We start from the raw sequence: 26698 nt of genomic DNA, 5'->3' as shown, positions 1-26698 counted from the left end.
TTTTTACGTAATTTAAATGTGCTAAAAAACAAAGGACATGGGAAAATATTTCACAAAATACGGTATTGGAATAGCCATAGTGCTTATTCTTTATTTTTTACTAACAAAACTATTGGGCTTGCATCAATATCCTATGCTTAGTTCATTAAATGCTCTAATTTTTGGAGGGGGAATTTTCTATGCCATTCGCAACTATAAAAGAACCACCAAAGATTTTAGTTATCAAGAAGGGTTTCAGATTGGTTTGTTTACTGGAGGCCTGGCAACCGTTATTTTTTCAATTTTTATGACCGTGTATATTTTTATGCTAGATCATCAATTTGCTGAAGCTGTTTTAGACTCTTGGAATTTAAACTTTAATAAAGGAGCGCTTATCCTAATTGTTTCTCTAGTAATTATGGGATTTTCCACTACTTTTGTACTTACTTTGGCGTTTATGCAGTTGCTAAAAGATTCTTGGAATCAAAAGCCTTCATAATCATTGGGTTTTATTTGTAAAAACCCTTTGTTCAATTCAATTTAAAAAATTATATTTGCACCCGCTTTATCCGTAGGGTGGAGTGTAATTATAAATAATTTAATCATAAACGTTTACGCTATGTACGCAATTGTAGAGATAGCAGGGCAGCAATTTAAAGTTGCAAAAGACCAAAAAGTCTTTGTAAACCGTTTGGCCACAGAAGAAGGTAAAAAAGTCGAATTTGACAATGTACTTCTTATTGGTGACGGAGACAAAGTAACTGTTGGCGCCCCAGCTATAGACGGAGCTCAAGTTGAAGCTAAAGTCTTAAAACACCTTAAAGGAGACAAGGTGATTGTTTTCAAAAAGAAAAGAAGAAAAGGTTACCGTGTAAAAAATGGGCACAGACAATACCTTTCTGAAATTGTTATTGAAAGCATCGTAGCTTCTGGAGCTACTAAAAAAGCAGCTCCTGCAAAGAAAGCTGCCCCTAAAAAAGAAGAACCTAAAAAAGCTGAACCTAAAGTAGAAGCACAGGCTACTGCTCCAAAAGCTAAAGAAGCACCTGCAAAAAAGGCTGCTCCTAAAAAAACTACTGGTAAAGCAGACGATCTTAAAAAGATTGAAGGGATTGGACCAAAAATTGCTGAAACTTTAACTGCTGCAGGTATTGCTACCTATGCAGATTTGGCAAAAGCGAAACCTGCTAAAATTGCTGAAATTATTTCAGATGTACGTGGTAGTCATGTTCCAGATACTTGGCCACAACAAGCTAAATTAGCTGCAGATGGTAAGTGGGACGAGCTTAAAGAATTACAAGATAAATTAGACGGTGGGGTTGCTAAATAAGCCACACTTAAGTATAACAATATAAAACCGAAAGAAAATGGCTCACAAAAAAGGAGTTGGTAGTTCTAAGAACGGTAGAGAATCAGAATCGAAACGCCTTGGTGTTAAGATTTTTGGTGGACAAGCTGCCATTGCTGGGAATATCATCATAAGACAACGTGGTACACAACACCACCCTGGTGAGAATGTGTATATGGGAAAAGACCATACACTTCACGCCAAAGTTGACGGGTTGGTAAAATTTACCAAAAAGAGAGATAACAAATCGTATGTTTCTATAGTTCCTCAAGGAGAAGCTTAAGAACTACCTTTGTAAGACATAAAAAAACCCTGCCAACTGGCAGGGTTTTTTGATTAAGTTGTTTCAAAATAAAACCCCCACATCACTGCAGGGGTTTTCAATTTCTCTGAAAAGTTTTTATTAGTACCTGTAATATTCTGGCTTGTAAGGCCCTTCTACCTTAACACCAATGTATTTTGCTTGATCTGGGCGAAGCTCCGTCAACTCCACACCAATTTTTTCAAGATGTAATTTGGCTACTTTTTCATCAAGGTGCTTAGGCAACATATATACTTTGTTTTCGTAAGCATTGCTGTTGTTCCAAAGTTCAATTTGCGCCAAGGTTTGGTTGGTAAATGAGTTACTCATCACAAAACTAGGGTGGCCTGTAGCACAACCTAAGTTTACCAAGCGACCTTCCGCAAGTAAAATAATATCCTTTCCGTTGGCAGTATATTTATCTACCTGTGGCTTAATTTCAATTTTTGTGTAGTTTTTCTTTAACCAAGCTACGTCAATTTCATTATCGAAGTGTCCGATGTTACAAACAATAGTTTTGTCTTTCATAGCTTCAAAATGCTCGCCACGAACGATGTCTTTATTTCCCGTAGTTGTAATTACTATGTCCGCATTTGCAATGACGGTTTCTAATTTTTTCACCTCAAAACCATCCATTGCAGCTTGTAATGCACAAATAGGATCGATTTCAGTTACAGTAACAATAGAACCTGCTCCTTTAAATGAAGCCGCTGTTCCTTTCCCTACATCACCATAACCACAAACAACAACGCGTTTTCCAGCTAGCATAATATCGGTAGCACGACGCACTGCATCCACAGCACTTTCTTTGCAACCGTATTTATTGTCGAATTTAGATTTGGTCACACTATCGTTCACATTAATCGCAGGCATAGGAAGTGTTCCATTCTCCATACGCTCGTATAAACGATGCACCCCTGTGGTGGTTTCTTCAGAAAGACCATTAATTCCAGAAACTAATTCTGGGTATCTGTCTAGAACCATATTTGTTAAATCACCACCATCGTCCAAAATCATATTTAGTGGCTTACGGTCTTCCCCAAAGAATAAAGTTTGCTCAATACACCAGTCAAATTCTTCTTCGTTCATTCCTTTCCAAGCATAAACAGGAATACCTGCGGCAGCAATAGCAGCTGCAGCTTGATCTTGGGTAGAGAAGATGTTACAAGAGCTCCAAGTTACTTCGGCACCAAGGGCTTGTAAAGTTTCAATAAGTACGGCTGTTTGGATAGTCATGTGTAAACATCCAGCAATTCTTGCTCCTTTGAGAGGCTGTGAGTCTTTGTACTCCTCACGAAGTGACATAAGACCTGGCATTTCGGCTTCGGCCAACTCAATTTCTTTTCTTCCCCAGTCTGCTAAGGAAATATCTTTTACTTTATACGGCACATAGGTGGCGGTTTTCGTAGACATATTAGTATATTTGATTATTAAATTTTTCTGAATTTTTCAGATGGCAAAATTACAAATTATCCTTCAAATTACATGCCTCTTTACAAAACTATAACAGTTAATCCCACCACAAAAGTCCTCATTTGGAAGATTATAGAGTCTTATAAGGATCTCTCTGAAGGAATTTCACTAACGCCACATTGTCGAGAAAGAGTCGACGGAATGAAAAGTGATTTGCACCAAAGAGGATTTATGAGCGTGCGCCACTTGTTGGCGGAAATGGGATATACCGATTTTGATTTGTATTACGACGAACTTGGGAAACCGCATTTAAGAGATGGGAAAAAGATTTCGATAACACATTCGTACACCTTTTCAGCGATAATTGTGAGTAATCAAGAAGTGGGAATAGATATCGAAATGCAGCGTCCTAAAATTTTAAAAATTGCTCAAAAATTTACGCCCCTTGAAGAATATAGAACACTTGCAAATGAGGATGCTTTAATTAGAAAACTCACCATGGTTTGGGGTGCCAAAGAGAGTTTATATAAAAGCTTTGCAGAAGCAGGGGTAAGTTTTTTACAAAATATATACGTAGAAGATTTTGATATGGAATCGATGAAAACTACTGCCAATGTATCATATAAAGGTAAAAATGAAGATTACTATGTTTGGTTTGAAGAGTTTGAAGGGTTTACAGGGGCGTATGCATTAATTTCTGAAAAAGAATAAATGACTACGAATCTATATACATCTTTTACCGAAGCCGTTTCCCAAAAGAAAAAGTTGCTTGCCATTCTAATTGATCCCGAAAAATTTGACTTAGAAAATTCAGCTTCCTTTTTGAGAAATTTACCTGTGGCAACGACTCATCTTTTTGTAGGGGGAAGTACTGTTCCTGAAGGGATGACAGAGCATCTCATTAAAGAATTAAAACTGTATACAGCAAAGCCCATTTTGCTTTTCCCGGGAGATGTTTCGCAAATTACTGTTGTGGCCAACGGACTTTTGTTTTTAAGTTTACTTTCAGGGAGAAATCCAGAATATTTAATTGAACAACAAATAAAAGCTGTTTCAAAATTACGTGGGAGTGCATTGGAGGTGATTCCCACTGGCTATATTTTAATTGATGGTCAAAATGTATCAGCAGTTTCTCAAGTCACTCATACCAATCCCATGGTTCAAAATAATGTTCAGGCAATAGTCGATACGGCAAAGGCTGGTGAATTGATGGGAGCAAAACTAATTTACCTTGAAGCCGGAAGTGGAGCAAAAATCCCTGTTTCGGCAGAAATTATTTCAGCGGTAAAAAAAGAATTGAACGTTCCACTTATTGTAGGAGGCGGAATTAAGACAGAAGAACAAATTAATAATGCTTATAAGGCAGGAGCCACCATGATTGTCATGGGTACCGCCTTTGAAAAATAATACCATGAAAATATCTGTAGAACTTACATTAACACCCTTGCAGGACGATTATGAACCGGCAATTATCAACTTTATAAAATCCTTAAGAAATAGTGGACTTACGGTTTTGGAGAACCCTTTAAGCACTCAAGTGTATGGAGAATATGATGAGGTAATGAAAGTGCTTAATAAGGAAATGAAAATGGCTTTAGAAGCCATTGAAAGAGGACTTTTATACATGAAAATTGTAAAAAGCGATCGAAGCGACTATGAGCCCCATTTTTGATTTTTTTCTAGATGCATATAAAAATGCTTCAACGGTAGATATTATACTTGAAGCATTCGTTTTTGTTTTTGGAATCGCCAGTGTTTGGTTTGCCAAAAAGGAAAATATCTTAGTGTACCCCTCAGGTTTGATTGCCACCGTCATAACGGTTTATTTGTTGTATAAAGCTGAATATTTTGGCGATATGATGATGAATTTCTACTATTCGGTTATGAGTGTTTATGGATGGTGGAATTGGTCGCGAAAAAAGAATAATAAAGTAGCTGTTCCTATTTCAAGAACATCAAATAGAGAAAAATTAATTGGTTTTGGACTTTTTCTTTTGACAATGCTTGTAACCTATTTGGTCTATAAAGCATTTGAATATGAAATTGAAATGGCCAATTATATAGACATATTTACCTCGGGGATTTTCTTTACTGCCATGTGGTATATGGCCACAAAAAAGTTAGAAAATTGGACCCTTTGGATTTTTGCAGATATTATTACCGTTCCACTTTACGCCTATCGTGGATTGGGAATGTTATCTTTGCAATACCTAATTTTTACCATTCTCGCCATTCAAGGATATCTCGCATGGAAAAAGCACTTAGACAACAACCCTCAAACTGCTTAAAAGTAGTGCTCTTTGGTCCAGAGTCAACAGGAAAAACGACTTTGGCGCAACAATTAGCAAGACATTATAATACAATTTGGGTTCCCGAATACGCCAGAGAATATTTACAAAACAAATGGAATAATGAGCGTAAAACATGTGAACCCAAGGACTTACTTCCTATAGCCAAAGGACAAATAGCTCTTGAAAATAAATTAGCCCAAAAAACCGACTCTGTTTTAATTTGTGATACAGATTTATTGGAAACAAAAGTATATTCGGAAGAATATTACTCTGGCACTTGTGATCCTCTCATTGAAAAATATGCAATAGAAAACTCGTACGACTTGTATTTCTTAACCTACATAGATATTCCATGGGAGGCAGATGATTTAAGAGATAGACCAAATGAAAGAATTGAAATGTTTAATTCTTTTAAAAAAGCTTTGGAAAAATATAACAAACCGTTTGTCGTTTTAAAGGGCAGTAAAAAAGAACGAATGGAAGAGGCTGTAAAACAAATTAATTTGTTAATGCTGAAGTAAAAATAGGAGCTACTTTTTATAAAATGTATCTCAAATAGGTCAGCACTATTTTGTATGTTTGAGACAGATTTTAAAAACAACCCGCACTTCTCCTTACTTTCTAGTAGTATTAAAGATTGAATAAAATCAACAAAGAAAGTATTGGATAAATAGAAAAAAACTAATATGCTCACCGAAAAGGATTTACGACAGATTGATGATAATGGCCTTACTACTAATCAAATCGTAAAGCAGATTGAAACTTTTTTGAGAGGGATTCCCTTTGTAGATATCGTAACTACTGCTTCAATAAATAACGGAATTCAATCATTACTTGAGTCGGAAGAAAAAAAATACGAAGCATACTTTGATTCCAAAAAAGACAAAAAGGAAATTGTAAAGTTTGTTCCTGCCTCTGGAGCAGCCACCAGAATGTTTAAATTTTTGCATGAGTTTATTAAAGAATTTGACCCGCAAAAGGAAGAGTATCGAGATTTTATTGGTAGGAATGAACATAGTCAGGTAAAGTTATTTTTTGAAAGAATCAATGATTTTGCTTTTTTAAAATTGGTGCGAAGCAAAATTCGAGAGCTACACCCGGACTATAAAAAATCTACAAAAGGAGTGCGACTTCATATTTTTGCAAAAACCATGTTAAGCGAAGAAGGACTTAATTTTGCAAATCTCCCTAAGGGCTTGATCCCCTTTCATAAATATAAAAAATACACCACTACTGCTTTCGAAGAACAATTATACGAAGCCGCATTTTATGTTGCTGTGGGGGATGATGTCCATTTACATTTTACCTTTTCCGAAAAAGACCTCGATTCTTTTAAACAAGAATTTGAAAATATTAAAAATAGAGTCAGCCGTAAAACCAAGAAGACATTTCATATTACCTATTCCTTTCAGAAAAAAGAAACCAATACCATAGCTGTCACTTTTGACAACAATCCTTTTAGAGATAATAAAGGTAATCTGGTTTTTCGTCCTTCAGGACATGGCGCGTTGCTGGAAAATCTAAATGATATTGATGCCGATTTAGTCTTTATAAAAAATATTGATAATGTGGCTGCGCAAGAATATGTGCCAGAAATTGCAACGTACAAGAAGGTTTTGGCAGGAAAGCTATTAAAAGTTCAAAGCAAAATATTCGAATATCTTCAGGAATTAGAAGGAGAGGTTTCGCTTCAAAAAATGAAAGAAATGCACTCTTTTATTTGGAATGAACTTAACATTAAAGATATTCCAAGTGGAAAGTCAGATTTAATCGAAGTGCTCAACAAACCGCTACGTGTGTGTGGAGTAGTAAAGAATACGGGAGCCCCTGGTGGCGGCCCATTTTGGGTAAAAGATGATAATGGAAATACCTCGCTTCAAATAGTGGAAACATCCCAAATAAATTTGGAAGATGCTCACCAAAAATCAATTCTGCAAGAAGCAACACATTTTAACCCTGTAGATATCGTTTGTGGTTTACGTGATTACGAGGGAAATAAGTTCGATTTACAACAATTCACAGACCCAGATACAGGCTTTATTTCCAAAAAATATGAAAATGGAAAACCGCTTAAAGCATTAGAATTACCAGGACTATGGAATGGTTCAATGGCAAAGTGGAACACCATTTTTATTGAAGTGCCTCAAATAACGTTTAATCCTGTAAAAACGGTAAACGATTTGCTTAAAAAGGAACATCGTCCCAATGCCTAATGAATACAGAGCAGATACTTTCGGAACTTACGTTTAAAGCGGTACGAAGTAGTGGTCCTGGTGGGCAACATGTAAATAAAACCGCTTCAAAAGTCGAGGTTTCCTTTTCTCTTCCCACTTCGGAAGGATTAACAGAAACGGAAAAGGAATTACTTCAAAAAAGACTTGCATCAAAACTAACTTACGAAGGAATAATACTTCTGCAATGTGATGAAACTCGAAGTCAACACCGAAACAAAAAGTTGGTCATTGACCGATTGCTAGAATTACTTCAGCAAAATTTGAAGGTTAACAAAGTTCGAAAAAAGTCAAAGCCCTCCAAATCAGCTATCGAGAAACGCATCAAGGCAAAAAAAGAACAAGCCTTAAAAAAAGCTTCTCGAAAGCCACCTAAAATTGACTAATTCTGTATCTTTGCCCCACATCTCAAAAGGGGTGCTAATAGCAATATTGGCTGAGATTATACCCATTGAACCTAGAACAGGTAATGCTGTTTAGGAAGCCGAGCGTAAAAAAATATCCTGTGGATATTTTTAGCGGGGTGCAAGGCTGGCGGGCTGGAGAGTTGGTTCCAAAAACGCAAAAATCAATTATTAACCAAGAATAATGACCCCTTTTATTCGTAAACAATTTACGAATGAAAAAGTTATTTATTTCTGCTTGTCTTCTTTTTGGAATACAAGCATTTTCGCAAACAACTCAATTTAACGACACAACAAAAGTTGAAACTCTTGACGAAGTATTACTAAAAGCAGTAAGGGTGGAAGCAACTTCACCGGTCACACATTCCAATGTAAGTAAAGAGGAAATTGAAGAACGAAACCTAGGACAAGATTTGCCCATTTTATTAAATTACCTCCCTGCCGTTGTCACCACCAGTGATGCGGGTGCAGGAGTTGGGTATACAGGCATCCGGGTGCGGGGTAGCGATGCTAGCCGAGTAAGTATTACCATTAATGGAATACCCTATAACGATGCCGAAAGCCAAGGAACTTTTTGGGTAAACTTACCCGATTTTGCTTCTTCAGTAGAAAGCCTACAATTACAACGTGGGGTTGGGACATCCTCCAATGGTTCAGGCGCTTTTGGAGCAAGTATTAATATTTTAAGTGATGCCGTTTCTGAAGAAGCTTCGGCACAAGTTTCCAATAGTTATGGTTCTTTTGAAACGTGGAAACACACGGCTAAATTTAGTACGGGATTGTTAAAGGATAATTTCGAATTTTCAGGAAGACTTTCTAAGATCACCTCAGATGGGTATGTGGATAGAGCGACATCCGATTTAAAATCCTATTTTCTTCAAGGGGTGTATAAAACAAAAAACACTCAAATAAAAGCACTCACTTTTGGCGGAAAAGAAATAACCTATCAATCTTGGTATGGGGTGGATGCAACAACCTTAGAAAATGACCGAACCTATAATTTAGCTGGAATACAGTTTGATAGCGAAGGAAATTTTGAAGGCTTCTATAACAATCAGGTGGACGATTACTCACAAGATCATTTTCAAGTTTTGGCGAGTTATAAATTTAATAACCTTTGGAGTGCAAACATTTCTCTTAACTATACTCACGGAAGGGGATATTTTGAAGAATATATAGACGAATGGTACGAGCAAAACGTAAATTTTTCTGGAAATGCAAACCTTAGTTTTTATGGGATTGATCCCGTTGAAATTGGCGGGGAAACTATTGAAACCTCCGATTTAATAAGACGCCGCTGGCTCAATAATAATTTTTATGCTGTCAATGCAGATGTAAACTATAAAAACAACCACTTGGATATTTTAGGAGGATTGTTTTACAGTTATTATGGAGGTGACCATTTTGGAGAAGTGATTTGGGCTCGATTTGCTGGAGATAGTGATTTGGGCGATCGATATTACAACGGAAATGGGGATAAAAATGAATTCACATCATTTGTAAAGGCTACGTATAAGGTAAACAATGAATGGAGTTTCTTTGCAGATTTTCAAGGTAGGTTTGTGAGTTATCGAGCTTCTGGACTTACATCGGATGTTATTCCGTTGAACGAAAAAAGAACCTATAACTTCTTTAATCCAAAAGCAGGGGTGAGTTTTCAACTAGATACTTCCAATAGTTTTTATGCATCCTACGGAAGAGCCCATCGAGAGCCACGAAGAAGTGATTTTGAGCAAGGAGTTTTTACCGCCGAAAAGTTGGATGATTATGAACTGGGTTGGCGTTTTCTTTCAGAAAAAATTCAATTGAACAGTAATGTTTACTTTATGGATTACAAAGACCAATTGGTACTTACTGGAGCCTTAGACGATGTAGGGGCGCCAATTCGTGCTACAAGCGGTAAAAGTTATCGATTGGGATTGGAAGTGGATGCTACAGTGGCTATCTCAAATAAGTGGAGTGTAAGACCAAATATTGCTGTAAGCACGAATAAAAATGTCGATTTTATTACTTCAAAGGACGGGGAACTCATAAACTTAGGAAATACAAATATTTCTTTTTCCCCTACACTGATTGCAGGAAACATATTGGAATTTAGGCCCTCCGAAAATTTCCAGATTGCTTTACTTTCAAAATATGTTGGGGAACAGTATATGGGAAATATTGATAGTGAAGCTTCAATATTGGACGCTTATTTTTTAAATGACTTCAGTGTAAACTATACACTTAAGAATGTGTCTTTTTTGGATTCCATAGTTCTTTCAGGATTGGTAAATAATATCTTTAATACCGAATATGTTTCCAATGGATATTTCTATACCTATGATGATGATTTCAGCAACCCTGGAACTATAACCACTATTGAAGGTGCAGGTTATTATCCACAATCGGGAATAAATTTTATGGCGGGAGTAACCTTAAATTTTTAATTGGTAACGGTAATATTATCGCCAGAGCGGTTAATACGATATTGAAGCATAGGATAGTCTTCTTGATCGCTTTGGCTTTGCCCTGTTACTATGTCATAAGAATTATCATCTCCACAAGTACATGATGCCACAATTCCTTCCAAAGTCATTTTGGAGCAAGCACTAGGGATATGATTAGGGTCGGTTAAATCGAAAGCAGTGTATAAATCATTGTTTACGTTATAGACCACAATTCCTTTAATTCCTTGTTGTGTAAGGATTATAGAATTGCCAGGAAATCGAAGCGGATTGTACTGCGGAAGGTTTAAATTAAGGTTGATGTTAACAATGGGAGGCGTTAAAAAAGGATTATTATCGTTAACAGGATCATCATTTTTTTTGTTGCACCCTAGGATAAAAATGCCAATAAGAAGGAATAGAACCAATTTATTCATAGTAATTTTTTTGTGCCCACAAAAATACAACAATTATCAAGCAAGCAATTTTTTAGTATATTTGTAAAGAAATCCCGTCGTGCATGGGATTTTTTCATTCCCACACTAGATTGATAATTTAAAAAGATGTGGTAATGACTATGACTAAAACGATGAAGTTATGAGTAAAGTATCTTATTACACCGCAGAGGGATTAAAAAAACTGAGAGAGGAACTCAATCAATTAAAAGATGTTGAGCGACCTAAAGCATCGCAGGCTATCGCTGAAGCAAGAGACAAAGGAGATTTGAGTGAAAATGCCGAATATGACGCAGCAAAAGAAGCACAAGGAATGCTAGAAATGCGTATTGCAAAACTTGAAGAAGTAGTAGCTAATGCTCGACTAATTGATGAATCTCAATTAGATACGTCCAAAGTACTGGTGCATTCTACCGTGAAGATAAAGAACCAAACCAACGGGATGGAAATGACCTATAAATTGGTAGCTCAAAGTGAAGCCGATCTTAAAACAGGTAAAATATCTGTAGACTCCCCTATAGGCAAAGGATTGTTAGGAAAAAAAGTAGGAGAAATTGCCGAAATACAAGTGCCAAACGGTACTATGAAATTTGAAGTGTTAGAAATAAGCCGAAGCTAGTGGCGTCTATATTCACCAAAATAATCAATGGAGAAATTCCTTGTTACAAAGTGGCAGAGGATAAGGATTTTATTGCTTTTTTGGATATTAACCCTAATGCCAAAGGACATTCACTTTGCGTTCCTAAAAAAGAGATTAATAAGATTTTTGATATGGAAGAAATCCATTATCAAGCCTTGATGAAATTCTCCTACAAAGTTGCCAAAGCTTTAGAAAAATCGGTTGATTGTAAACGAATAGGAATGTCTGTTGTAGGGCTCGAAGTACCGCATGTGCACGTGCATTTAATTCCTATTAATGAAATGCGTGATATGACGTTTCAGCATAAAGTAGCAATGGATGCTGAAGCTATGAATGAACTCGCTGTAAAAATCCAGACGAATCTTTAACTACTAAAGAAGTAGACCAAAGCTCCAATAGCGATTATATCTGAAACGATGATGATAATTGCCAAAGGCTTTAGCTTAAAGGAAGTGTTTTTGGGAGTGGCTAATTTTTTGTGGTATTCATATACCCGCTCTATATCTTCAGTCCAATTTACTGGGTAGATAGTGTGCTGGCAGTTATGGCAAAAAAGGACTTCTTCAATATCACTGCTTGCTTTACTATACAATTTATTTTCTCTTTCTTCTTGCGAAAAAGAAAATTCTAAGCCTTCGGTAGAAAAACATTCAGGACAATTATTATTGATTTTTGCCGTATGTAATAAGTGTTTTTTTGTAATCATTTATGAAGATTTGGGTAACGAGATTTCGAAGGTAGTTCCTTCATTTTTTACACTTTTTAGCACGTAAATTTTCCCTTTGTGATAGTCTTGAATAATTCTTTTTGCAAGCGAAAGTCCCAATCCCCATCCACGCTTTTTGGTGGTATAGCCAGGATTAAATATTTTTTTAAAATCCCTTTTTGGAATTCCTTTACCTGAATCTGATATTCGTATCAAGGCTTTTTTAGGTTCTTGAATTATTTCCAAGGTTATTTTCCCTTGCCCCCTCATGGCATCAATACTATTTTTGAATAAATTTTCAATGGTCCAACCATAGAGTTGGGGATTAAGGTCTACATAAATGGGTTCTTTTGGGATTTTAATCTCGAATTTAATAAGTTTTGAGCTTCTACTCTTTAAATAATCGAAGCTTTGTTGTGTTTCAAACACCAAATCAACATTTTCGAGTTTTGGAATAGAACCAATTTTTGAAAACCGTTCGGTGATGGTTTTTAGACGAGAAATATCTTTGTCTATTTCGGTGATATATTCGGGATTTACTTTTTCTTCTTTTAAAATTTCGGTCCAACCTGTTAAGGAGGATAAAGGAGTCCCAATTTGGTGGGCTGTTTCTTTTGCCATTCCCGCCCAGAGTTTGTTTTGTTCGGCAGACTTCGAAGTTTGATAAAAAAAGTAAATAGCTAAAAAGAACAACAAAATGATAACAATAAGCGCCGCTGGATAATATTTAATTTTATTGATAATAGGAGAATTGCCATAGTAAATAGTTTGCAACACAGTGTCCTTATACATAATTTCAATGGGCATATATTCACTCTTAAACTGCTCAATTAGCCTATCTCGCCTTTCAGGGTCTTTAATAAGTAAAGAATCTAAATTATTGACATCGTATTTATCTTCTTTATGTGTGTGCAAAATCATGGGCGTGGTCGTATTACTTTGCAACACACTTAATATTAGCTTACTATTCCAATCTTTGTTGGTGATTTCAACTTCTTGAAATTCCTGAAACGCAGCTGCCCAAATAGTCATTTTATTGCGCTCATTCTCTTTAAGTTGCGTAAAAAATTGATAGGTATTCCATAAAATTAAACTAATAATAACCACAGAGGTTAAAAGAAAGAACCAACGAGTGAGCGCAATTTTATTGGGCATATAGAAGTTTTTGTGAGCCTTATTTCTATTAGGCAGGTTTAAATATAATGGATTTATGTTAATATTATTGTACACTTAAATTTTTAAGACTTTACAGTTTACAATACATTTGTGGCTATGCTAAGTATTTCTCCAAAAGATATTTCAACGGCACAATTGCATGGGTATTTATTGGGTGCTGTTTCACCTCGTCCCATTTGCTTTGCAAGTACTATAGATGTACATGGGAATGTAAATTTATCTCCCTATAGCTTTTTTAATGTTTTTAGTGCAAAACCCCCTATAATGGTGTTTTCTCCAGCCCGCAGAGTGCGTGATAATACCGTAAAGCATACCTTAGAAAATGTTTTGGAAACCAAAGAAGTGGTCATTAATATTGTGAGCTATGCGATGGTGCAACAAATGAGCCTTTCTTCTACCGAATATCCCAAAGGAGTAAACGAATTTATAAAAGCAGGGTTTACTGAAATTCCTTCAGAACTGGTGAAGCCACCCAGAGTGGCGGAAGCTCCTGTGCAATTTGAATGTAAAGTAAAGGATGTAATTGCGTTGGGGGAAGAAGGCGGAGCTGGAAATTTAATTATTGCCGAAGTAGTAAAAGTACACATAAATGAAACGATTCTCGATGCCGAAGGAAAAATAGACCCCTTTAAAATTGATACGGTGGCCCGAATGGGTGGAAATTGGTATTCACGTGCCAAAGAAGGGATTTTTGAAGTGCCCAAACCGCTTCAAACGATGGGAATTGGCGTAGATGCTTTACCTGAAGCCATTAGAAATAGCACCATTTTAACAGGTAACGATTTGGGGATGTTGGCCAATGTTGAAGCACTACCTCAAGGAGCACAAAAGGCTTCTTTTTCAGAAGAAAAACACAAAAATGCACAAAGGTTGCTTACAGAGGGAAATCTCTCGGCGGCCTGGAATGAACTAATAAATTAAGTAGATTTAAATTTTAAAAAGAGAAATGGAAGTACAAGGAAAAATTAAGTTAATAGGAGAAACACAAACTTTTGGAAGTAATGGCTTTAGAAAAAGAGAGCTTGTGGTTACCACAGAAGAACAGTATCCGCAACATATTATGATTGAGTTTGTACAAGACAAAACGGATTTATTAAACAACTATCAAATAGGGCAAACGGTAAAAGTGAGTATTAATTTACGAGGTCGTGAATGGGTGAATCCTCAAGGCGAAACTAAGTACTTTAACTCTATACAAGGATGGCGCATAGAAAATCTAGATAATGCTCCTACGGGAAATATGCCACCTATGCCCGCCGAAGATGCTTTTGAGCCTATATCCGATTTTAACGAAGAGGATCACGATGATCTTCCCTTTTAATGAAAGATTAATCCCGCACAACGCGGGATTTTTTTATTTTTAAAGATGAATATTACCCAATCCATCGAAATTTTATTTAAGCGATTTTTACCCTCTCCCTTTGCTATTGCCATTATTTTAACGGGGATTACTTTGGTTATGGCACTGCTTTTTACAGAGGGGCCTCAAAATCAAAATCATTTTTTAGCTTTACTTTCCTATTGGGAAAACGGTATCTGGAATCAATCCTTATTGGTATTTGCCTACCAAATGATGCTTATTCTGGTCTTAGGGCATATTTTGGTGCTAAGCAACCCGATGAATGCTCTTATCAATAGACTTACATCCTTTGTGACTAATACCCAAAATGCAGTGGTTTTAGTAAGTGTAAGCACCATGTTGGTGTGTTTTTTTAATTGGGGATTAGGATTAATTTTTGGTGCTATTTTAGCTCGTAAAGTTGCCGAAGCCGCTCAATCAAAGGGCTTCTCTATTAATTATCCGTTGGTGGGAGCCTCAGCTTATGCGGGGTTTATGATTTGGCATGGCGGTATTAGTGGGTCGGCACCTACCAAAGTAAGCGAAAGTGGTCATTTAGCTAGTTTTATGACGGGTATTGGAGATACAAAACTAAGTGCTCAAATCCCAGACCTTATTCCCTATAGCGATACCGTTTTTAGCACCTCCAATTTGATAATTTTTGGAATTATTTTAATCACAGTACCGCTTTTTTTACGTTTTATAGCACGCAAAGCACCTACCACAAAAATTAATCTTCCCATTTATAAAAATCCAATCTCGGTGACGGATGATACTAAAGGTGCTGAGAAAATAGACCACTCCAAATTTTTTGGAATTGGCTTTGGGGTTTTAATTCTAATCGCATTTTTCTATCAATATTTTCAAGAGCTTTCGCAATGGATCATTACACCCAATATGCTTAACTTTTTTATGTTAGGTTTAGCATTAATTCTTCACGTTAATTTTACAAACTTTTTAAGTGCTGTAGAAGAGGCAATAAAAGGAGCTTCGGGGATTTTAATTCAATTTCCATTGTATTTTGGGATTATGGGTATTATGCGAGATAGTGGGATGGTGGTAGAAATCGCAAACTTTTTTGTGTCTATTTCCAACGAAACAACCCTTCCTATTTTCACCTTTTTTAGCGCGGGACTGGTCAATATTTTTGTACCCAGTGGTGGAGGGCAGTGGGCCGTACAAGGACCTATTGTGGTAGAATCTGCTTTACAATTAGGAGTGCCCTTGCCAAAGGCTATTATGGCCTTGGCGTATGGAGACCAACTTACCAATATGCTACAGCCCTTTTGGGCATTGCCACTTTTAGGGATTACTAAGTTAAAAGCGAATGAAATTTTACCCTATACCTTAATGGTAATGGTACTAGGAGCTATTATTTTTATAGGAGGCTTGCTATTGTTTTAAAGGAAAAACCTCGCTTATGGCTAATAAACGAGGTTAGTTTTGGGTTAGGTGCTTTTTTGAAAATTCAAAATCAACAAAGTCGAACAAATAGTTTAGTTGGTTTCAAAAAAACATTTAAATGTCGGCAAAAAGTATAAGATTAAAAACAGAAAAATAGTATTTAACAAATTTCTAGTCTGAAAAACAATGATTTACCTTTCATCGCAGCTATGGTTTCCCTCTGTAACAGAGGCTTCAAAGGAAGGACTATTGGCCATAGGCGGAGATTTATCTTCAGACAGATTATTGTTGGCCTATCGTTCTGGAATTTTTCCTTGGTTTGAAGATGATCAACCTATTTTATGGTGGAGTCCCGATCCAAGAATGGTTTTATTTCCAGAGCGGTTTAAAGTATCAAAAAGTCTAAAAAAAGTCCTTGACGCCAATATCTTTCAGGTTACCTTCAATCAAAATTTTTCAGAAGTGATAAAGCAATGTGCTTCCGTAAAAAGAAAAGGACAACGAGGCACTTGGATTACGTCCGAAATGATTTCGGCCTATCAAGAACTACACGAAAAGGGATTTGCAAAATCGGTGGAAGTATGGAAGGAGGGAAAGCTTGTTGGGGGACTATACGGAATTGACTTGCCAGAAAAAAAAGTGTTTTGTGGAGAAAGCATGTTTAGTAAAGAAAGCAATGCTTCCAAAGTAGGCTTTTACATTTTGATTGAAAAATTAAAAGAAAGAAACTATAAATTAATTGATTGTCAAGTATATACAAATCACTTGTACAGCTTGGGTGCCGAAGAAATTCCAAGGAATGAATTTTTAAAGGCACTCGGTTTTTAAGGGTTAAATACCTTAATAAAAATGTCATTTTCACTATATTCGTAACCTAATCTCGATTTTATAATGAAAAATTTTCATCAAAAAATAATTCTTCTTTTTACTTTTTTCCTTTCGGTTACCATTGTTTCTGCACAGGAATTTCTACCGAAGAACTTAACGGAAAACGAAAAAACTCTTATTTCAGAATTTAATTTTAAGAGTTCTCGTGTTACCGACCCACCAGTAGGTCCTATAAGAACGATGGCAGAATGGGAAGAAATAGAATATTTACTTATTACGTGGGAACCAAGTTATCCAAATATTTTAAGGCAAATTGTAGAGGCGGCAATTCAGGAATGTAAAGTGATTATAACGACGCAGAATGAAACATCGGTTTCTAATTATTTAACTTCTAACGGAGTCGATTTAACCAACGTTACCTTTATGGACGAACCTTTTAATAGTATTTGGATCCGAGATTACGCAGGGAATACAATATACAGTGATGATGTGGGAGAAAGGGCTTTGGTAGATTGGATTTATAATCGTCCTAGACCCTTAGATGATGTGATGCCCGAAGCTCATGCGGCCTTAGTTGGAATCCCTTACTACGGAACGACTTCTGGAACAAATGACCTAGTTAACACAGGGGGTAATTTTATGAGTGATGGTTTGGGAAATGCCTTCGCTTCCAGTTTAATATTAAATGAAAACGAAGCTGGCAATCCATATGGTGTTAGTACTAAAACCGAAGAGGAGATCGATGCTATTATGAATCTCTATATGGGTATTGAGAGCTATATAAAAATGGATGTCCTTCCGTACGATGTTATTCACCATATCGATATGCACATGAAACTTCTCGATGAGGAAACATTATTGGTTAGTAAATATCCTGAGGGCGTAGCAGATGGTCCACAAATTGAAGAAAATATAAACTACGTTTTAAATAATTTTCAATCTCCTTTTGGGACACCCTACAAAGTGAAATGGATTGATGCGCCTCCAAGTACTACGGGTAGTTATCCAGATACCGGAGGGTATTACAGAACCTATACCAATGCCGTTTTTATAAACAAAACAGTATTAGTTCCTACGTATCGACCCGAAGTAGATGTGCCTGCCTTAGCCCAATGGCAAGAAATGCTTCCTGGGTACAACATCGTAGGAATTGACGTAGACAATTCGGGTGAAAATCTTATCGCTTCTTTGGGAGCCATTCACTGTATTACCCATTCTATTGGTGTGGACGAACCCCTATGGATTGTGCATCAGCCAGTAAGCGAATCAACTCCTAATGCAACGGTGCAGTTAGATGCTATGATAAAACATGTTTCGGGAATAAGCACAGCGAGTGTTTTTTGGAGAGAAACTGGAAATGGAACTTTTACAGAAACAGCCATGTCTTTTGTTAGTGATGATACGTGGACCGCTTCAATTACCATGCCCCCAAGTGAAATTAATATTGAATATTATATTGAAGCCGAAGCAAACTCTGGGAAAACGCTTGCTAGGCCCATTGTGGCACCCGAGGGTTACTGGACAATTTCATTAGAATCTCTATCTACTGAAGATTGGGCTGAAAAGAATATTTCTGGGCCGTACCCTAATCCTACAAACGAAAAGGTGAATTTCAATTTAAATCAAATAGAGGGTCCTATCAATGTAAAAATATACAACGTTCTGGGTCAAGAGCTTTACCAGTCTTCCATCGAAAATGGCAATGGTATCATCACCCTTGATTTAAATGCCACTTGGAATGGAACTATTTTTGTTTCTTTCGAAGGTGATTTTGGAAGAATAAATAGAAAAGTAATTAAGTACTAAAACCCGTTAAAATATTTACAAAAGACCACCGTTTTATAAACGGTGTTTTTTGTTTAAGGCAATAGTGTATTCATTTTTGAATCGCTTTTTGACGATTTAATTTGTTTTTTTGCCTTTAAATCAGCAAATTAGCATCAGAATTTTCCCAAATTTGAACTTATGAAACTATGGCCCTCAATATTAATCACATTTTGCCTCTTAATTTCTGGCACTCTTCTTTCTCAAGAAGAAACCACTATTGATGTAAATAAAGACATCAGTATTACCAAAGTATACGAGCAAGTAATTAAGGAAGGGTACGGTACTCCAAAGGTATATCTCGATTTAGCAAACGCCCATTATTTTGAATCCAACTATAAAAGTGCCAAGAAATGGTATGAAAAAGTTTTTGAAACGAAAGAGTTGGTGACTAGTAAAGTATTGTATCGCTATAAGCAATCCCTTAAGGCATTAAATGAAGATTTTGTAACCAATAAATACTTGGTTTCTCTTAGTACCAATTAAACTTCATTGTATCTAAAACAATCTACTAGGTGGTCATTGACTATGCCTGTGGCTTGCATATGGGCATAAACGACTGTTGTCCCAACAAATTTAAATCCACGTTTCTTTAAGTCTTTACTTATAGCATCGCTTAAAGGAGTATTGGCAGGAATATCATGTTTAGAAGCCCAAGTATTTTTAATAGGTTTTCCATCCACAAATCCCCAAATATAGTTGCTAAAACTACCAAACTCTTTTTGAACTTCCATAAAAGCTTGTGCATTGGTAACAGCTGCTTTAACCTTTAATTTATTCCGAATAATTCCTTCATCTTTTAAAAGATTTTCCATTTTGGTGTCAGAATAGGTAGCAATTTTTTTATAGTCAAATGCATCAAAGGCCTTTCTGAAGTTTTCCCTTTTCCGAAGCACGGTAATCCAGCTTAATCCCGCCTGAAAAGTTTCCAAAGTTAAAAATTCAAAAAGGGTTTTGTCATCCTTTACGGGAACACCCCATTCTTTGTCGTGGTAGTCAACATACAGTGGGTCCACACCGCACCAATAGCATCGAGATTTCATTTTTATGTATTTGTAGTGAATGTACTAAATTATTGCTGTCCAGGAAAATGGTAGCTAATAGTTCCTAGTTGTCTATCTTTTGAAGCATCGGTACTAAAACGAGTCTCCGCTGCATAGGCCAGCGCAGCATCGATTAAACAGCCATTTGTAGTAGTAGATAAGGTGGCATTGTATTCTTTTCGAGTAATTTTTCCTAATTCGTTTACTTCAACGGTAATCACCACTTTTCCAGCCGCATCGCAAGTATATACCGGGTTGGGCAAATACATGGCCTTGCGATTGACTAAACTGTAACTAATAGTGGTTTTACGACTTACCCCGTTACTAGGTTTCGGTTTCTTTTTGGAAGAGGTCGCTAATTTCTTTTTTACCTCTTTTAGCTTGTTTTCTGCCTTACTTAAATCAATTTTATTTCTGCCAGTTTCAAACGAATCCTCATTCCCATCAAGATTTTCTTCTTCCAAAGATTCTTCGCGTTCGTTTTCTAGTTCTTCAATAAATTCCTCCGCTTCATTATAGGCTTTATTGGTTTCAATTTTCATTCTTTCCACCTCTAGAGCCAGAGCAAGTTCTTCTTCCTCTATAGGGAGTAGTTCTTCGTATTCAATAGGAATTTCTTTTTCTACTGCAAGTTCTTTTTTATTCAACTTTACGCTAACCAAAAGCAACACCAAATTACCCACTAAAAGGCTGGAAATGAGAAAGGCTCGATATGAATAATTGAAATTCATTCTACAAATGGAAGAATTTTTAAGCTAAAAAACTAAAGAATTAGGAAGGTTTAACGCTTTTTTTAAGAGTTTTTGAAGGAATTTTCAAAGTTTTCGATGCTTACAGCATCCTCTACAGAAAAACCACCAATTTTGGTTCTTCGCAATGCCGATAGGTGCGCGCCGTTGTGCAAGGCTTTCCCAAAATCATGTGCTAAAGATCGTATGTAGGTTCCTTTGCTACACACCACGCGAAATGAAACATTTGGCATTTCAATGGTTGTGATTTCAAAAGCTGAAATGGTAATTTTTCGTTTTGGTACTTCAACATCTTCACCCGCACGTGCGAATTCGTACAACCGTTTTCCGTCTTTCTTTAATGCTGAAAAAACAGGGGGCTGCTGTTCTATTTCACCTATAAATTGCTGGGTCGCTTCGCGTATTTGAGCGTCTGTGATTTTTGAAATATCAAAAGTTTGGTCAATCTCCGTTTCCAAATCATAGCTTGGGGTAGTAGCGCCTAAGGTAATGGTCCCAGTATATTCCTTTTCTTGGGCTTGGTAGGAGTCTATTTTTTTAGTGAATTTACCAGTACACAAAATCAGCAGCCCTGTGGCTAAAGGATCGAGCGTACCTGCGTGGCCAACTTTTAATTTTTTAAGTTGAAATTCTTTCCGAAGTAACCATCGTACTTTATTCACCACCTGAAACGAAGTCCATTGTAATGGCTTATCGATAAGCAAAACCTGTCCTTCTTTATAGTCTTCAACAGTCATTAGATAAAACTTACTACTATGGCGATGATTCCTACTAAAAAACAATATACAGCAAACCATTTAAGTTTACTGTTTCTTACTAATTTAATCATCCAAGTACAAGCAGCGATACCTGCAATAAAAGCAGCAATAAAACCAATACCTAAGGTTGAAAGATTTGCAGTTTCCATAGAAAGATCACCACTCATGATGTCTTTGGCTATTTTCCCAAAAATTAGCGGCACTACCATTAAAAACGAAAATCGTGCGGCTTTCCCTTTGTCATTTCCTAATAACACTGATGTTGAAATCGTGGCACCACTTCTTGAAATTCCAGGAAGCATAGCAATCGCTTGAGAAACACCTATGATAAAAGCATCTTTAAAAGTGACTTTTTTACCCGTGTTTTTAGCTTTATCGGCAAACCAAAGCAGTATAGCAGTTACGATAAGCATAGCGCCCACAAACGCAATACTTCCTCCAAAAAGCGATTCCAATTGTTCTTCAAATAGTAAGCCAATAATAACCGCAGGAACCATGGAAATGATGATTTTTAATGAAAATTGCATTTCTTGGTTCCATTTAAATTGGAAGAGTCCGTACAGAATTTCCCAAACATCTTTTCGGAAAACCACCAAAGTGCTTAAAGCCGTCGCAAAATGAAGTACTACGGTAAAGAGTAGGCTTTCTTCAGCCACCATTTGGTCTCCCAAAATAGCTTTCCCTAATTCTAAATGACCGCTAGAGGATACTGGTAAAAATTCGGTAAGACCTTGAATAATCCCAAGAATGACGGCATCGAGTACGTCCATGAAAAATTATTTTTCTTTGTTGGGATTCAGTAAAATGGCGTAGACTTCAAACCCAAATCCAATGAGAATAAGTGCAGGTGCCAGACGAATGCGTCGCCAGCTATAAATATCTGGATTAAAGACATTAGGATCATCGCTTCCACCCCCTGCCATTAAAATAAATCCTAAAGCGATAAAAGCAGCACCAATAAGCATGAATTTATAATTCTCCCTTTCAAAAATAAAGGATTGATTCTGAGCTTGTTCTTTTCGTTTTTTTTCTCCCATAGCTTTTAGAGATTAGGGTTGCAAGGTAAGATTTTAATTAATAATACAATTCGTCAGTTCTTAAATTAAGGAAGCGTTGTGTGGCAAAATGAGTGCTTAACCAACTAATAATTAAGCCCATTAAAAACACAAAAAGAAACAAGCCGCCTATAAGTAGTTTGTCTTGCATAAACTGCATTTCTGGGAAGTACTTATCTAGATAAAACAACACACCTGCAATGCCTGCGATAGCAACTAAGGAACCAATAATCCCTAATTTCATGCTTTTTAAAATAAAAGGACGACGGATAAAACCCTTGGTAGCTCCTACCATTTGCATGGTTTTTATAGTAAAGCGTTTTGCATACACCGAAAGCCGAATGGAACTATTAATCAACAACACCGCAATAAATAGAAAAATAGCACTTACCACAAGGACCCAAAAACTTATTTTTTTGATGTTATCATTCAATAAAACAATTAAGGGTTTATCGTAGGTGACTTCATCCACAAAATCTTTGGTCATAATTTCCGTCTGAATTTCTTCCAATTTGGATGGAGAAACAAAATCGGCTAATAAATACACATCTATGCTATTTTGAAGCGGATTGTACCCTAAAAACTCCATAAAATTTTCTCCAATGGTGGCACTGTGTTCTTCGGCAGCTTGTTCTTTAGAGACAAAAGTGGCGCTTTTGGTATATTCAGCCAAGGCTAAACTTTGTTGTAATTGGTCAATTTCTACTTGTTTGGCGGTATCTTTCAGAAAAACTGTCAACGCAATTTTTTCCTTAAAATGATCGGCTACTTTTTTGGTATTTAACACCAAAAGTCCCAACAATCCTAATAAAAATAACACCAGCGAAATACTTATCACTACCGAAAAATACGAGGAAATCAAGCGGCGTTTTTGATACTTTTCAAAGGATGCGGACATAGATATTAAAAATTGGTTGTGTAAAAATACAAGGTTTTTTAGTTCTATGAATACTAACGCTTAAACTTTTGTCTTTCGTACAATAAGCGTAATTTTGCGCTTCCTTTTGAAACAGAACGCATGAGTAAATATCATTTTAACGATATCGAAGCCAAATGGCAAAAGTACTGGGCAGAAAACCAAACCTTTAAAGCCGAAAATAATAGTGAAAGACCAAAATACTATGTTTTGGACATGTTTCCCTATCCTTCTGGGGCTGGGTTGCACGTGGGGCACCCACTAGGGTATATTGCGAGTGATATTTATGCACGTTACAAACGACACAAAGGATTTAATGTGTTGCATCCGCAGGGGTACGATAGTTTTGGGTTACCTGCCGAGCAGTATGCGATTCAAACAGGGCAACATCCCAAAAAAACAACCGAAGAAAACATCGCCCGCTATCGCGAGCAACTTGATAAAATAGGATTTAGCTTCGATTGGAGCCGTGAAGTACGCACCAGTGATCCTAACTATTACAAATGGACGCAGTGGATTTTTATTCAGTTATTTGAAAGTTGGTATGATACAATCGAGGATAAAGCAAAGCCCATTTCGGAATTAAAAACCCTTTTTGACTCTGAAGGCAACACAAAAGTAAATGCCGTTTGCGATAGCGATACTGAACTATTTTCTGCTAAGGATTGGAATGCTTTTTCGGAAGAAGAAAAACAACAAATTTTATTAAAATATAGACTTACCTACCTCGCCGAAACCGAAGTAAATTGGTGTCCGCAGTTAGGTACCGTGTTGGCAAATGACGAGATTGTGAATGGTGTTTCCGAACGTGGAGGCTATCCCGTGGTTCGGAAAAAGATGAAGCAGTGGAGTATGCGTATCACGGCATACGCTCAACGATTGCTTGACGGATTGGAGACTATCGATTGGCCGCAACCTTTAAAAGATTCACAAACCAATTGGATAGGCCGTTCCAAAGGGGCTTCAGTAACTTTTAACGTAATTCCGAATGTCACTTCAAGCGCAGTCGAGAAGTCTCACACTATAGAAGTCTTTACCACCCGACCTGATACCATTTTTGGGGTGAGTTTTATGACCCTAGCTCCGGAGCATGATCTCGTTTCAAAAATTACCACACCAGAACAGAAAGATGAAATTGAAGCCTATGTAGAAGCTTCTGCAAAACGAAGTGAACGTGAACGTATGGCCGATGTAAAAACCATCTCGGGGGTGTTTACGGGAGCGTATGCAGAGCATCCATTTACGGGAAAACCTATTCCTATTTGGATTGGGGATTACGTACTGGCAGGCTACGGAACAGGTGCGGTGATGGCAGTGCCCTGTGGTGACCAACGCGATTACAATTTTGCAAAACATTTTAATATTCCCATTCCTAATATTTTTGAAGGTGTTGACATTTCAGAAGAACCTTTTGAGGATAAAGAAAATACCATCATTGCCAATAGCGATTTTATCAACGGATTGAATTATGCCGAAGCCACTCAAAAAGTGATTGAAGCCTTAGAAGCTAAGGGTCAAGGCGAAGGAAAAATCAATTACCGGTTACGGGATGCGGTGTTTAGCCGTCAACGCTATTGGGGGGAACCGTTTCCTGTGTATTACAAAAACGGAATGCCGCAAATGATTGGCTTAGAGCATTTACCGCTTACGCTTCCCGAAGTAGAAAAATACCTCCCCACCGAAGAAGGTGAACCGCCTTTGGGTCGTGCTGAGGTGTGGGCGTGGGATACCACTAAAAAAGAAGTGGTACACAACGATTTAATTGATAACAAAACGGTATTCCCGCTAGAATTAAACACCATGCCAGGTTGGGCAGGCAGTAGCTGCTATATGTTTCGCTATATGGACCCCACCAATGAGGATGTTTTTGCCTCTAAAGAAGCGTTGGACTATTGGGGGAATGTGGATCTATATCTGGGCGGAAGCGAACATGCCACAGGGCATTTGTTATACACTCGTTTTTGGACCAAGTTTATGCACGACCGTGGCTACTTTAAAGTGGACGAGCCTGTAAAGAAGTTGATTAACCAAGGAATGATTTTGGGGGAGAGTGCATTTGTAAACAGATGGGAGTATGGAATTTCGGATAATGAAGGAGTTAGCAAGAAAAAAGCAATTTTTATTTCTGATGATATAATTAAAAGATCTATTAAGGAAGAAATTTTTATTTCTGAATTTAACAATAAGACTAAAGAAATATATTCAAACTTAATTAGTTTTCATCACGGTTTAATGCTTGGAGAATCAATTCCATCGAGGAATCAATTCACCCCAATTCCTGCGGATGTTTCATTTGTTAACCTTCAAAATGAATTGGACATTGAAGCCTTTAAAAACCGGCGACCTGAGTTTAAAGATGCCATTTTTATTAAGGAAGATAACGGTTCATTTATAGTTTCTCGCGAAGTTGAAAAAATGTCCAAATCCAAATACAATGTTGTCAATCCAGACAATATTTGTGAACAATATGGGGCCGATACCTTACGGATGTACGAGATGTTTTTAGGTCCGTTGGAGCAAGCCAAGCCTTGGAATACAGCTGGGATTACAGGTGTACACAGTTTCCTTAAAAAGCTATGGAAACTATACCATTCCCCTTTTGAAGGGGGACAGGGGGATGTTTCAGAATTCTTTGTTTCCGAAAATCCCGCTTCAAAAGACAGTTTAAAGACGTTGCATAAAACCATAAAAAAAGTACAGGAGGATATCGAGAATTTCAGCTTTAATACGTCGGTTTCCACCTTTATGATTGCCGTTAACGAATTGACCGCTCAAAAATGCAACAGCCGTGAGGTGTTGGAGCCATTGGCGGTATTAATTTCGCCCTACGCGCCACACATCGCTGAGGAACTTTGGGAGAAATTAGGCAACGAGGGAAGTATTTCCACAGTGCCGTTCCCCGCGTTTGATGCCAAGCACTTGGTAGAAAGTAGCAAAGAATATCCGGTATCCTTTAACGGAAAGATGCGATTTAAGTTAGAATTACCGTTGGATTTAACCCCAGATCAAATTGAAGAAGCGGTCATGGCGTATGACAAAACACAGGAACAATTACAGGGCAGAACACCTAAAAAAGTGATTGTGGTGCCAGGTAAAATCATCAACATTGTAGGCTAAATGGAGGTTAATTCCACAGAAATCATCGGACTTATAGCCGCGGTGCTCACCACAAGTGCCTTTGTGCCACAGGTGCTAAAAACATGGAAAAGTAAAGATGTAGAAGGACTTTCGTTAACCATGTACTCGGTGTTTTTTGTAGGGATTGTTTTGTGGCTGGTCTACGGAATATTAATTGAAAGTATTGCCGTAATCCTTGCCAATGTAGTGACTGCTATTTTGGCTTTTATCCTCGTTTTTTTCAAACTGAAATACAAAACCAAAAAATAATTCTTGTCGAAATGACAGATTAATA

At 37.0% G+C, this 26698-nt stretch carries 31 protein-coding genes; 21 read left to right on the top strand and 10 right to left on the bottom strand.

Features of this window, described 5'->3' with window-relative positions:
- Positions 1–37 precede the first annotated feature (37 nt).
- From KXJ69_RS02895 to rpmA, 3 genes are all read left to right on the top strand, one after another.
- Positions 38–478: a DUF4199 domain-containing protein gene (locus KXJ69_RS02895; protein ID WP_219051082.1), complete on the top strand. Its 441-nt coding sequence runs from the start codon at positions 38–40 to the stop codon at positions 476–478.
- A 120-nt stretch (positions 479–598) separates the two neighbouring features.
- The gene (rplU, locus tag KXJ69_RS02890; protein ID WP_219051080.1) at positions 599–1309 is read left to right on the top strand and encodes a 50S ribosomal protein L21; all 711 of its coding nucleotides are present in this window, start codon (positions 599–601) and stop codon (positions 1307–1309) included.
- 37 nt (positions 1310–1346) lie between these two features.
- Positions 1347–1610 carry a 50S ribosomal protein L27 gene (gene rpmA, locus KXJ69_RS02885; RefSeq protein WP_219051078.1) on the top strand — a complete coding sequence of 88 codons (264 nt, stop codon included), beginning with the start codon at positions 1347–1349 and terminating at the stop codon, positions 1608–1610.
- Between the two features lie 120 nt (positions 1611–1730).
- On the opposite strand, the gene ahcY is transcribed toward rpmA, so the two are convergent.
- The gene (gene ahcY / locus KXJ69_RS02880; protein ID WP_219051076.1) at positions 1731–3041 is read right to left on the bottom strand and encodes an adenosylhomocysteinase; all 1311 of its coding nucleotides are present in this window, start codon (positions 3039–3041) and stop codon (positions 1731–1733) included.
- A 72-nt stretch (positions 3042–3113) separates the two neighbouring features.
- Between ahcY and KXJ69_RS02875 the strand changes: the two genes are divergently transcribed.
- The 8 genes from KXJ69_RS02875 (at position 3114) to KXJ69_RS02840 (ending at position 10396) form a co-directional block, all read left to right on the top strand.
- Positions 3114–3752: a 4'-phosphopantetheinyl transferase family protein gene (locus KXJ69_RS02875; RefSeq protein WP_219051075.1), complete on the top strand. Its 639-nt coding sequence runs from the start codon at positions 3114–3116 to the stop codon at positions 3750–3752.
- On the top strand, positions 3753–4448 hold the full coding sequence (locus tag KXJ69_RS02870) for a geranylgeranylglyceryl/heptaprenylglyceryl phosphate synthase (RefSeq protein WP_219051072.1): 696 nt from the start codon (positions 3753–3755) through the stop codon (positions 4446–4448). It begins immediately after the preceding gene.
- Between the two features lie 4 nt (positions 4449–4452).
- Positions 4453–4713, top strand: coding sequence for a thiamine-binding protein (locus tag KXJ69_RS02865; protein ID WP_219051070.1), 261 nt, complete (start codon positions 4453–4455; stop codon positions 4711–4713).
- Positions 4697–5329, top strand: a complete 633-nt coding sequence (pnuC, locus tag KXJ69_RS02860) for a nicotinamide riboside transporter PnuC (protein ID WP_219051069.1) — start codon at positions 4697–4699, stop codon at positions 5327–5329. Before KXJ69_RS02865 ends, pnuC begins: the two co-directional genes overlap by 17 nt.
- A complete protein-coding gene (locus tag KXJ69_RS02855; protein WP_219051066.1) occupies positions 5290–5853 on the top strand; it encodes an AAA family ATPase in 564 nt (187 codons plus the stop codon). Before pnuC ends, KXJ69_RS02855 begins: the two co-directional genes overlap by 40 nt.
- A 165-nt stretch (positions 5854–6018) precedes the next feature.
- Positions 6019–7545 (top strand): DUF4301 family protein, encoded by a 1527-nt coding sequence (locus KXJ69_RS02850; RefSeq protein WP_219051064.1) that lies wholly within the window; start codon positions 6019–6021, stop codon positions 7543–7545.
- On the top strand, positions 7545–7949 hold the full coding sequence (gene arfB / locus KXJ69_RS02845) for an alternative ribosome rescue aminoacyl-tRNA hydrolase ArfB (RefSeq protein WP_219051062.1): 405 nt from the start codon (positions 7545–7547) through the stop codon (positions 7947–7949). The genes KXJ69_RS02850 and arfB overlap by 1 nt, the downstream gene beginning before the upstream one ends.
- A 233-nt stretch (positions 7950–8182) precedes the next feature.
- The gene (locus tag KXJ69_RS02840; RefSeq protein ID WP_219051060.1) at positions 8183–10396 is read left to right on the top strand and encodes a TonB-dependent receptor; all 2214 of its coding nucleotides are present in this window, start codon (positions 8183–8185) and stop codon (positions 10394–10396) included.
- On the opposite strand, the gene KXJ69_RS02835 is transcribed toward KXJ69_RS02840, so the two are convergent.
- Entirely contained in the window at positions 10393–10830 is a 438-nt protein-coding gene (locus KXJ69_RS02835; protein WP_219051059.1) for a hypothetical protein, read from the bottom strand. The two genes, KXJ69_RS02840 and KXJ69_RS02835, sit on opposite strands and share 4 nt — an antisense overlap.
- A 160-nt stretch (positions 10831–10990) precedes the next feature.
- Between KXJ69_RS02835 and greA the strand changes: the two genes are divergently transcribed.
- Positions 10991–11467: a transcription elongation factor GreA gene (gene greA / locus KXJ69_RS02830; protein WP_219051057.1), complete on the top strand. Its 477-nt coding sequence runs from the start codon at positions 10991–10993 to the stop codon at positions 11465–11467.
- Positions 11467–11856 (top strand): HIT family protein, encoded by a 390-nt coding sequence (locus tag KXJ69_RS02825; protein WP_219051056.1) that lies wholly within the window; start codon positions 11467–11469, stop codon positions 11854–11856. Before greA ends, KXJ69_RS02825 begins: the two co-directional genes overlap by 1 nt.
- On the opposite strand, the gene KXJ69_RS02820 is transcribed toward KXJ69_RS02825, so the two are convergent.
- Positions 11853–12194 (bottom strand): hypothetical protein, encoded by a 342-nt coding sequence (locus tag KXJ69_RS02820; protein ID WP_219051055.1) that lies wholly within the window; start codon positions 12192–12194, stop codon positions 11853–11855. The two genes, KXJ69_RS02825 and KXJ69_RS02820, sit on opposite strands and share 4 nt — an antisense overlap.
- On the bottom strand, positions 12195–13349 hold the full coding sequence (locus KXJ69_RS02815) for a sensor histidine kinase (RefSeq protein ID WP_219051053.1): 1155 nt from the start codon (positions 13347–13349) through the stop codon (positions 12195–12197). It abuts the gene before it with no gap.
- Positions 13350–13466: 117 nt separating this feature from the next.
- Here KXJ69_RS02815 and KXJ69_RS02810 point away from each other — a divergent pair, with 117 nt between their 5' ends.
- From KXJ69_RS02810 to KXJ69_RS02785, 6 genes are all read left to right on the top strand, one after another.
- Entirely contained in the window at positions 13467–14291 is an 825-nt protein-coding gene (locus KXJ69_RS02810; RefSeq protein WP_219051050.1) for a flavin reductase family protein, read from the top strand.
- 25 nt (positions 14292–14316) lie between these two features.
- A complete protein-coding gene (locus KXJ69_RS02805; protein WP_219051048.1) occupies positions 14317–14691 on the top strand; it encodes a DUF3127 domain-containing protein in 375 nt (124 codons plus the stop codon).
- A gap of 45 nt (positions 14692–14736) precedes the next feature.
- On the top strand, positions 14737–16113 hold the full coding sequence (locus tag KXJ69_RS02800; RefSeq protein ID WP_219051046.1) for a short-chain fatty acid transporter: 1377 nt from the start codon (positions 14737–14739) through the stop codon (positions 16111–16113).
- Positions 16114–16299: 186 nt separating this feature from the next.
- A complete protein-coding gene (gene aat, locus KXJ69_RS02795) occupies positions 16300–16941 on the top strand; it encodes a leucyl/phenylalanyl-tRNA--protein transferase (protein ID WP_219051044.1) in 642 nt (213 codons plus the stop codon).
- A 63-nt stretch (positions 16942–17004) separates the two neighbouring features.
- The gene (locus tag KXJ69_RS02790) at positions 17005–18747 is read left to right on the top strand and encodes an agmatine deiminase family protein (protein ID WP_219051042.1); all 1743 of its coding nucleotides are present in this window, start codon (positions 17005–17007) and stop codon (positions 18745–18747) included.
- Between the two features lie 159 nt (positions 18748–18906).
- Positions 18907–19251: a hypothetical protein gene (locus tag KXJ69_RS02785; RefSeq protein ID WP_219051040.1), complete on the top strand. Its 345-nt coding sequence runs from the start codon at positions 18907–18909 to the stop codon at positions 19249–19251.
- Here KXJ69_RS02785 and KXJ69_RS02780 read toward each other — a convergent pair.
- The 6 genes from KXJ69_RS02780 to KXJ69_RS02755 all read right to left on the bottom strand — a co-directional run bounded on the left by KXJ69_RS02780 (position 19248) and on the right by KXJ69_RS02755 (position 23268).
- Positions 19248–19808, bottom strand: coding sequence for a DNA-3-methyladenine glycosylase I (locus KXJ69_RS02780; RefSeq protein ID WP_219051038.1), 561 nt, complete (start codon positions 19806–19808; stop codon positions 19248–19250). The two genes, KXJ69_RS02785 and KXJ69_RS02780, sit on opposite strands and share 4 nt — an antisense overlap.
- Before the next feature lie 29 nt (positions 19809–19837).
- Complete coding sequence (locus tag KXJ69_RS02775) at positions 19838–20539, bottom strand: hypothetical protein (RefSeq protein ID WP_219051036.1); 702 nt, start codon at positions 20537–20539, stop codon at positions 19838–19840.
- A 62-nt stretch (positions 20540–20601) separates the two neighbouring features.
- Complete coding sequence (gene truB, locus KXJ69_RS02770) at positions 20602–21294, bottom strand: tRNA pseudouridine(55) synthase TruB (protein WP_219051034.1); 693 nt, start codon at positions 21292–21294, stop codon at positions 20602–20604.
- A complete protein-coding gene (locus tag KXJ69_RS02765) occupies positions 21294–22085 on the bottom strand; it encodes an undecaprenyl-diphosphate phosphatase (RefSeq protein WP_219051032.1) in 792 nt (263 codons plus the stop codon). The genes truB and KXJ69_RS02765 overlap by 1 nt, the downstream gene beginning before the upstream one ends.
- Before the next feature lie 6 nt (positions 22086–22091).
- A complete protein-coding gene (locus tag KXJ69_RS02760; RefSeq protein WP_219051031.1) occupies positions 22092–22352 on the bottom strand; it encodes a DUF3098 domain-containing protein in 261 nt (86 codons plus the stop codon).
- Between the two features lie 37 nt (positions 22353–22389).
- The gene (locus KXJ69_RS02755) at positions 22390–23268 is read right to left on the bottom strand and encodes a cell division protein FtsX (RefSeq protein ID WP_219051029.1); all 879 of its coding nucleotides are present in this window, start codon (positions 23266–23268) and stop codon (positions 22390–22392) included.
- A gap of 120 nt (positions 23269–23388) precedes the next feature.
- Between KXJ69_RS02755 and KXJ69_RS02750 the strand changes: the two genes are divergently transcribed.
- Both KXJ69_RS02750 and KXJ69_RS02745 read left to right on the top strand, forming a co-directional pair.
- On the top strand, positions 23389–26403 hold the full coding sequence (locus tag KXJ69_RS02750) for a leucine--tRNA ligase (protein WP_219051027.1): 3015 nt from the start codon (positions 23389–23391) through the stop codon (positions 26401–26403).
- The gene (locus KXJ69_RS02745; protein ID WP_255571162.1) at positions 26404–26673 is read left to right on the top strand and encodes a SemiSWEET family sugar transporter; all 270 of its coding nucleotides are present in this window, start codon (positions 26404–26406) and stop codon (positions 26671–26673) included.
- The last annotated feature ends 25 nt before the right edge of the window (positions 26674–26698 follow it).

Origin of the sequence: Halomarinibacterium sedimenti (genome assembly GCF_019312585.1) — a bacterium.
In the GTDB taxonomy this organism is placed as follows: domain Bacteria; phylum Bacteroidota; class Bacteroidia; order Flavobacteriales; family Flavobacteriaceae; genus Halomarinibacterium; species Halomarinibacterium sedimenti.
This window is presented reverse-complemented; position numbering and strand designations above follow the sequence as displayed.